The following is a 6,717-nucleotide window of genomic DNA, read 5'->3' as shown; positions in this document are numbered from 1 at the left end:
TTTCATTTCTCTCGCTCCTAGAAGCCTTGTAAATATAATCATTATCTGTCTCAGAACGACTATCCAAATTCAAGAAATTGAAACGGTTCGTTTCTTTCTACCCAAGAGCATCTCTGCTCTCGCTTCTTGTACTACTTCTGTCTATGTAAATCTTTCAAAGAACTCTTTCTTTTTGCCTGCTTACAGAGGTCGTTTCCTCGTTAGCGGGTGCAAAGGTAAGAAGAATTTTCGAACCGGCAAAACTTTTCAGAAGAAATTTTCGATTTTTATGCGATTATTTTCAGCCTCTTGATAAATGTCAAGGCAGAAAACAACACTCACCTTATTATATATTATATAGAGCGAGAACAGAATGAAGGATCCACCAAACCTGAAGGGCACTACAAGTAAACCCCAACTTTACTACGAGGAAAACGACACTTTACTACGAGGAAAACAAAGTTAATTTCTGATAAAAACGTGGTGGCTGACAGAAAAGTTGCTACCTTTGCACCAAAGTATATATAATAAAAAATAAATACTATAATGAAAAAGATTAAAATCGGAATCGCAGTTTTGGGCTGTATCCTTATGATGAGTTGTGGCAATCTTGGCGCTCTGATGAGTGGCCAAGGGGTATCGAATGCGATATCAAGCGTTATCGGCCTTGATAAAATAAAGGTTCAGAATCTTGTTGGCACATGGAACTATAGCGGTCCGGGATGCGCTTTCATGAGTGAGAATCTCCTTGCCAAAGCAGGCGGTGAGATGGCTGCCGTCCAGATTGAGCAGAAGTTGTTGCCATATTACCAGCAGGTAGGCATATCTTCTAATAACACTGTCATTACGTTTAAAGAAGACGGTTCGTTTTCAGCAAAGGTTGGAGGAACGCCACTGATGGGCCAATACACATTCGACGAGGCGACACAGAAGATCACCCTCAAAACATTATTATTCAGCACCAACTGCTACGCCAAGAAAGAACTCGGCGGCATATCTGTTCTTTTCGAGGCAAACAAGTTACTAACTATCCTGCAAATGGCATCAGCGCTCAGCGGGAGCAAGGATTTACAGACTATCGGCGAACTAAGTAAAAACTACGATGGCGTACGTATCGGATTCGATATGAGAAAGTAAATTTGCAAAAATATGCAGAAATATTTGGTCGGATGCAAAAAATTATGTAATTTTGCATCCGATTTCTGAATAAATATACTGCAATGAAAGTCAAGAACAACCGATTAGAGGCTCTGCGACTCATCATCTCGAGCCAGCAATTAGGAAGCCAGGACGAACTATTGAATGCCCTGCAGAAGGAAGGATTCAAACTTACACAAGCCACGTTAAGCCGCGACCTGAAGCAGCTGAAAGTAGCCAAGGCAGCATCTATGAGTGGCAACTATGTGTATGTATTGCCCAATGAAACAATGTACAAACGAGTGAGCACTCCCAACAGCATCCGTGAGATGATGAAAGTGCCTGGATTTGTCAGCATTAACTTCTCGGGCAACATGGGCATTATCAAGACTCGCCCAGGCTATGCAAGTTCTATTGCATGGAATATAGACAACAGCGACATTCCCGAGATATTAGGAACCATCGCTGGCGACGACACCATCTTTATTGTTATTAAGGAAGGTGTCAAGCAACAGGAAATCGTAGAAGCTTTAAGTGATTTTGTACCCAACATGAAATAATTCGCAACAAAAAATTCAATGGAACAAGAATCTGATATTGAAGTACTTATAGCAGGACCCGAGCACGAGAAATACGTAGACACGATTCTGGACACAATAGCCGAGGCAGCTAAAGTACGCGGTACTGGTATCGCCAAGCGCACACACGAGTACCTCGCTAAGAAAATGATGGAAGCCAAAGCCGTCATCGCTTTAGCAAAAGATGGCACATTTGCAGGCTTTAGCTATATTGAGACATGGGATAACCAACAATACGTCACGACTTCCGGTCTGATTGTCCATCCCGACTTTCGTGGTCATCATGTAGCCAAACGCATCAAAGACATGACTTTCACGCTGGCTCGTACCCGCTGGCCTCACGCCAAGATATTCTCGCTTACAAGTGGCGCTGCCGTGATGGCCATGAATACAGCTCTGGGCTATCAGCCTGTGACGTTTGCCGACCTCACAGACGACGAGGCATTCTGGAAAGGCTGCGAAGGCTGTGTCAACGTAGACGTATTACACCGCACGGGACGCAAGTACTGCATCTGTACCGCTATGCTCTACGATCCGACAGAGCACCTTCCCGCTAAGATACCCGACGAGGTGATTGAACGCATTAAAAAGATTGATGGTAAGAAATAATAAAAAAACTAGATAGTAATATGGCAAACAAGAAAGTTGTAGTAGCCTTCTCTGGTGGGCTTGACACCAGTTACACTGTCATGAAACTGACCCAGGACGGATGGGATGTCTATGCCGCATGCGCCAATACTGGCGGTTTCAGTGAAGAGCAGTTGAAGATAAACGAGGAAAACGCCTATAAGTTGGGCGCAGTACAATATGCCACCCTCGACGTAACACAGGAATATTACGCTAAGTCACTGAAATACATGATCTTCGGAAATGTATTGCGCAACAACTGCTACCCTATCAGTGTCAGCAGTGAGCGTATCTTCCAGGCCATCGCCATCGCACGCTACGCCAAGGAGATTGGTGCTGATGCTATCGCACATGGTTCTACTGGTGCAGGCAACGACCAGATCCGTTTCGACATGACCTTCCTCGTGATGGCTCCTGGTGTAGAGATTATCACCCTGACTCGTGATAAGAAACTGACCCGCAAGGAAGAAGTTGACTATCTAAACGAACACGGTTTCTTCGCAGATTTCACAAAACTGAAGTATTCTTATAATGTAGGTATCTGGGGCACCAGCATCTGTGGTGGCGAATTGCTCGACCCCACACAGGGACTGCCAGAAGACGCCTACCTGAAACACGTCACGGCCAAAGAACAGGAATCTCTACTGAAAATCCAATTTGAGAAAGGCGAGATTGTTGCTGTTAATGGCGAAAAGTTTGACGATAAAATCAAGGCAATCCAAAAGATTGAAGAAATTGGTGCCTCTTACGCCATTGGCCGCGATGCCAACGTAGGCGACACGATTATCGGCATCAAAGGGCGCGTAGGCTTTGAAGCCGCTGCTCCCAAACTGATTATCGAGGCTCATCGCCTATTGGAAAAATCAACGCTTTCTAAATGGCAGCAGTATTGGAAGGACCAGGTTGCCAACTGGTATGGTATGTTCCTTCACGAGAGTCAGTATCTTGAGCCAGTCATGCCAGACATTGAGGCAATGTTGACATCAAGCCAGCGCAATGTCACAGGTACAGCTATTCTGAAACTCCGTCCTTACGGCTTCGAGACCGTTGGTATCGATTCTGTCAACGACCTGACAAAGTCGAAACTCGGCGAGTATGGAGAGACCCAGACAGGTTGGACTGCTGACGAGGCCAAGGGATTCATCAAGGTATCGAGCACACCACTCCGCGTTTACTATGGCATCCATAAAGACGAAAAAAGATGATAAAAATTGGAATATTAGGTGCGGCAGGTTACACAGGCGGAGAACTTATCCGCCTGCTGCTTAACCACCCCGAGGCTGAAATCATATTTGCCAACTCTGAGAGCAACGCAGGCAATCTGGTTAGCGATGTACACGAAGGACTTATTGGTGAGACAGATTTGAGATTTACCGACGAAATGCCTTTCGACAAGGTTGATGTGGTTTTCTTCTGCTTCGGACATGGCAAGAGCGAAGCTTTTCTCAAAGAGCACAACATTCCTACCAACGTCAAAATCATTGATTTGGCACAAGACTTCCGCATCAAAGGCGACCACGATTACGTCTATGGCCTGCCCGAAATCAACAAGGCCGAGATACAGAAGGCCCAACACTTGGCCAACCCAGGATGTTTTGCCACTTGTATCCAGCTGGCACTTCTGCCTGCTGCTCATCTGAACCTGCTAAAAGACGATGTCGCAGTAAATGCCATCACAGGTTCTACTGGTGCTGGCCAGAAGCCAGGAGCCACAACACATTTTTCGTGGCGTAACAACAACTTGAGCATTTATAAGCCTTTCCAACACCAGCATATAGCAGAGATCCGTCAGAGTTTGAAACAGGTACAGGGCTATCTTGATGCAGACATCGACTTCATCCCCTATCGTGGCGACTTTGCTCGTGGCATCTTCTGTACTGCAGTAGTCAAGACTCCTGCTCCTATTGAAGATATTATCGATGTCTATAAGGAGTTTTATTGTGATGCTGCTTTCACACATTATTGTGATAAAGCTATCGACCTTAAACAGGTAGTGAACACCAATAAAGCATTGGTACATATTGAGAAATACGGCAACAAATTGCTAATTACCTCATGTATCGATAATCTGTTGAAGGGCGCTGTTGGTCAGGCCGTTCAGAACATGAATCTCATGTTTGGCATCGCCGAAACCACAGGCTTACACCTCAAAGCTTCTGCTTTCTAATAACCTCTAGTTGGAAATCACTAGGAGAACATCTCCTATACAATTTAAAATTGCGATAGAACGTACTGATAGATGAGAATCCAGATTCTACGGCTACTTCATTCAGATGTTTAGTCGGATACTCATCTATCATACGTACCGCATAATCAATACGCTTACGATTAATCAATTCCGAAAATGATATACCCATCTCTACGTTTATAGCATTATAAATGTAGTTTCGATTCGTATTAAGACGTCTGGCCAAATCATTTATCTTCAGATTTGGTTTTAGGTAGAATTGTTCCTCGTTAAGAAGTCTGACGAGTTTTGAACTCAATTCATTTGTATACTCCGATCCGTAATCCTCTGGAGAATATAGATCCCATTCCATATCGCAGGCAGAGAACTGCTGATTCAGGCCAACATGGCCTATCAACAAGAATAGTAGAGAAAAGACAGCAGCAGGAATAATTACAAGCCAATCAATCTCAGAAAAATGATAACGTCCTACGGCATTACATATGAAAGATACAATTGAGGCACCTGCAAGGAGAATAAGCAGAGGACGTAATGACGAGACGGCCTTATCCTCAATATCAGAGTAGTTATTTTCCACTATATGGTTATACTCTGAGATACGTTTCCATCCATAATAAAGTACAGGAGGTATTTCAAGTGCGAAGACTATCTTTACAACCAAGTGGGCAATACCTTGCCACCATTCAGGCCCTTGAAGCGGCGTGTACTCATCGTGATACAAATATCGTTCGATGAAATGAGTCGTTTCTGACTGACTCATCATCAAATAAAGGCCTCCTACAGCCACAAAGCAAACAAGTGCTGGCAACAAATAGAAGAAATGTCTAAGTCTGTTTGGATGTCTGACTGTAAGTTCTTCAACATAAATATAGAAAAGGGGATAGACAGCAGGATTACAGAAGCAATATATGGTATCAGAAAACGGAATGGCATAAGTCAAGCCTTTGAAAAAGAAGAAATGAGCCGTATAAAGCAACATTGAGACAAGCATAAACACTAGGAGTTTGAACTGAGGTTTATTCCATTTGCTCAGTAGATTCAATATCAAAAGGAAAGCCATGATAGTACAAACCGTGGCAGGTAATGAGAGTATCAATGTCATTTTCATGGATACAAAGATAAACAAAAGTTATTAAATAACAAAAAAACATACTCTCAAAAGTGCCTGAAAATCAAAAGAATTGTGAATTTGCATGATTAAAAAGGAAAAATGACGTGTAATTTCTGCGAATTTGCACGATAAGTTCTTGCAATATGAATTGTCGTTATGAGGATTAATGATTATCTTTGCAACAACAACTAAAAACCATATGTAAAATGAAGAAAATATTAATCTATTTAACCTGTGCATTATGCTTTGGATTCCTCTTGGCTTGTGGTGGAAGTAATGAGAATACAGACCAACTGAAGAAACAAGTCGACTCGCTCATGACTTTAAACGCTCAATATCAGGGGGATCTCTCTAACATGACAGAATACGTGAGTTTTCTAGCAGAAGGTCTCGACACCATTGCCAAGCAAGAAGGCGCACTCTTCTATACTAATAAAGGTAAAGAGGGAACGATGGTGGATAAAGTTCAATTGAAGAAAAACCTCGAAGCTTTTGCAGACAATCTGAGTGAGCTCCGCAAAAAAGTAAAGAATCTGGAGGGTGAACTCAACGAGAAAGGTGAAAACATGGCAAAACTCCAGAAACTCATAGCTGTTCTGAATCAACAGATTGAGGAGAAGGATGCCATGATCAGGAGCCTACGAGCAGAGATAGAAAACAAAAACGTAAGCATAGCCCAGTTGAGAGGCCAAGTGAGCAACCTCAGTAAGGGTAATACAGAGCTCAGCCAGAAAGTGGAAGCCCAAGAGAAACAGATAGCAGCCCAGAATGCCAAGATGAATACGGGCTATGTCGTAATGGGTTCAAGTAAGATTCTAAAGGAGAATGGCATCATTGTCAAGTCGAAGGTAAACTATGGCAACCTGCCTCTAGAGCTTTTCAGTAAAGTTGATGTACGCACTTTCGGAGGCTTGCAGATTCCAACAGCAAAGCCCAAAATGCTCTCAAACATTCCGTCATCGGCCTACGAATTCGTAAAGACCAGTAAGACCAGTTCTGAGCTCCATGTGCTGAATCCAGAAGCATTCTGGAGCAACGGAAAGTACATCGTAATTCAAACGAAGTAAATAATACACCTATTATTAATTAAAAACTAC

General features: G+C 43.1%; 8 protein-coding genes. 7 read left to right on the top strand and 1 reads right to left on the bottom strand.

Annotated features, from left to right (window positions below; all coding sequences use genetic code 11):
• From T325_RS12925 to argC, 6 genes are all read left to right on the top strand, one after another.
• Positions 1 to 292 (top strand): hypothetical protein (locus tag T325_RS12925; RefSeq protein ID WP_231622204.1); only part of this gene is annotated, 292 nt, incomplete at its 5' end.
• A 233-nt stretch (positions 293 to 525) separates the two neighbouring features.
• On the top strand, positions 526 to 1,116 hold the full coding sequence (locus T325_RS06750) for a DUF4923 family protein (protein ID WP_036911711.1): 591 nt from the start codon (positions 526 to 528) through the stop codon (positions 1,114 to 1,116).
• 83 nt (positions 1,117 to 1,199) lie between these two features.
• Positions 1,200 to 1,676 carry an arginine repressor gene (gene argR / locus T325_RS06745; RefSeq protein ID WP_036911705.1) on the top strand — a complete coding sequence of 159 codons (477 nt, stop codon included), beginning with the start codon at positions 1,200 to 1,202 and terminating at the stop codon, positions 1,674 to 1,676.
• A gap of 18 nt (positions 1,677 to 1,694) precedes the next feature.
• Positions 1,695 to 2,303 (top strand): GNAT family N-acetyltransferase, encoded by a 609-nt coding sequence (locus tag T325_RS06740; protein ID WP_036911702.1) that lies wholly within the window; start codon positions 1,695 to 1,697, stop codon positions 2,301 to 2,303.
• A gap of 20 nt (positions 2,304 to 2,323) precedes the next feature.
• Entirely contained in the window at positions 2,324 to 3,526 is a 1,203-nt protein-coding gene (locus T325_RS06735) for an argininosuccinate synthase (RefSeq protein ID WP_036911700.1), read from the top strand.
• Positions 3,523 to 4,488, top strand: a complete 966-nt coding sequence (gene argC, locus T325_RS06730) for an N-acetyl-gamma-glutamyl-phosphate reductase (protein WP_036911698.1) — start codon at positions 3,523 to 3,525, stop codon at positions 4,486 to 4,488. The genes T325_RS06735 and argC overlap by 4 nt, the downstream gene beginning before the upstream one ends.
• Here the strand turns inward: argC and T325_RS06725 are convergent.
• Positions 4,469 to 5,611 (bottom strand): AraC family transcriptional regulator, encoded by a 1,143-nt coding sequence (locus T325_RS06725; RefSeq protein ID WP_177172009.1) that lies wholly within the window; start codon positions 5,609 to 5,611, stop codon positions 4,469 to 4,471. The two genes, argC and T325_RS06725, sit on opposite strands and share 20 nt — an antisense overlap.
• A 215-nt stretch (positions 5,612 to 5,826) precedes the next feature.
• Between T325_RS06725 and T325_RS06720 the strand changes: the two genes are divergently transcribed.
• Positions 5,827 to 6,687, top strand: a complete 861-nt coding sequence (locus tag T325_RS06720) for a Cbp1 family collagen-binding glycoprotein adhesin (protein ID WP_036911694.1) — start codon at positions 5,827 to 5,829, stop codon at positions 6,685 to 6,687.
• Positions 6,688 to 6,717 lie beyond the last annotated feature (30 nt).

Source organism: Prevotella sp. FD3004 (assembly GCF_000746155.1).
Classification (GTDB): domain Bacteria; phylum Bacteroidota; class Bacteroidia; order Bacteroidales; family Bacteroidaceae; genus Prevotella.
Note: the sequence above shows the minus strand (reverse complement) of the source record. Positions and strands in the feature narration are given on the sequence as shown.

What these genes read in the sequence shown, in the direction of transcription:
- T325_RS06725 (WP_177172009.1), bottom strand. Translation starts at nt 5,611, where the DNA reads ATGACATTGATACTCTCATTACCTGCCACGGTTTGTACTATCATGGCT.
- argC (WP_036911698.1), top strand. Translation starts at nt 3,523, where the DNA reads ATGATAAAAATTGGAATATTAGGTGCGGCAGGTTACACAGGCGGAGAA.
- argR (WP_036911705.1), top strand. Translation starts at nt 1,200, where the DNA reads ATGAAAGTCAAGAACAACCGATTAGAGGCTCTGCGACTCATCATCTCG.
- T325_RS06750 (WP_036911711.1), top strand. Translation starts at nt 526, where the DNA reads ATGAAAAAGATTAAAATCGGAATCGCAGTTTTGGGCTGTATCCTTATG.
- T325_RS06740 (WP_036911702.1), top strand. Translation starts at nt 1,695, where the DNA reads ATGGAACAAGAATCTGATATTGAAGTACTTATAGCAGGACCCGAGCAC.
- T325_RS06735 (WP_036911700.1), top strand. Translation starts at nt 2,324, where the DNA reads ATGGCAAACAAGAAAGTTGTAGTAGCCTTCTCTGGTGGGCTTGACACC.
- T325_RS06720 (WP_036911694.1), top strand. Translation starts at nt 5,827, where the DNA reads ATGAAGAAAATATTAATCTATTTAACCTGTGCATTATGCTTTGGATTC.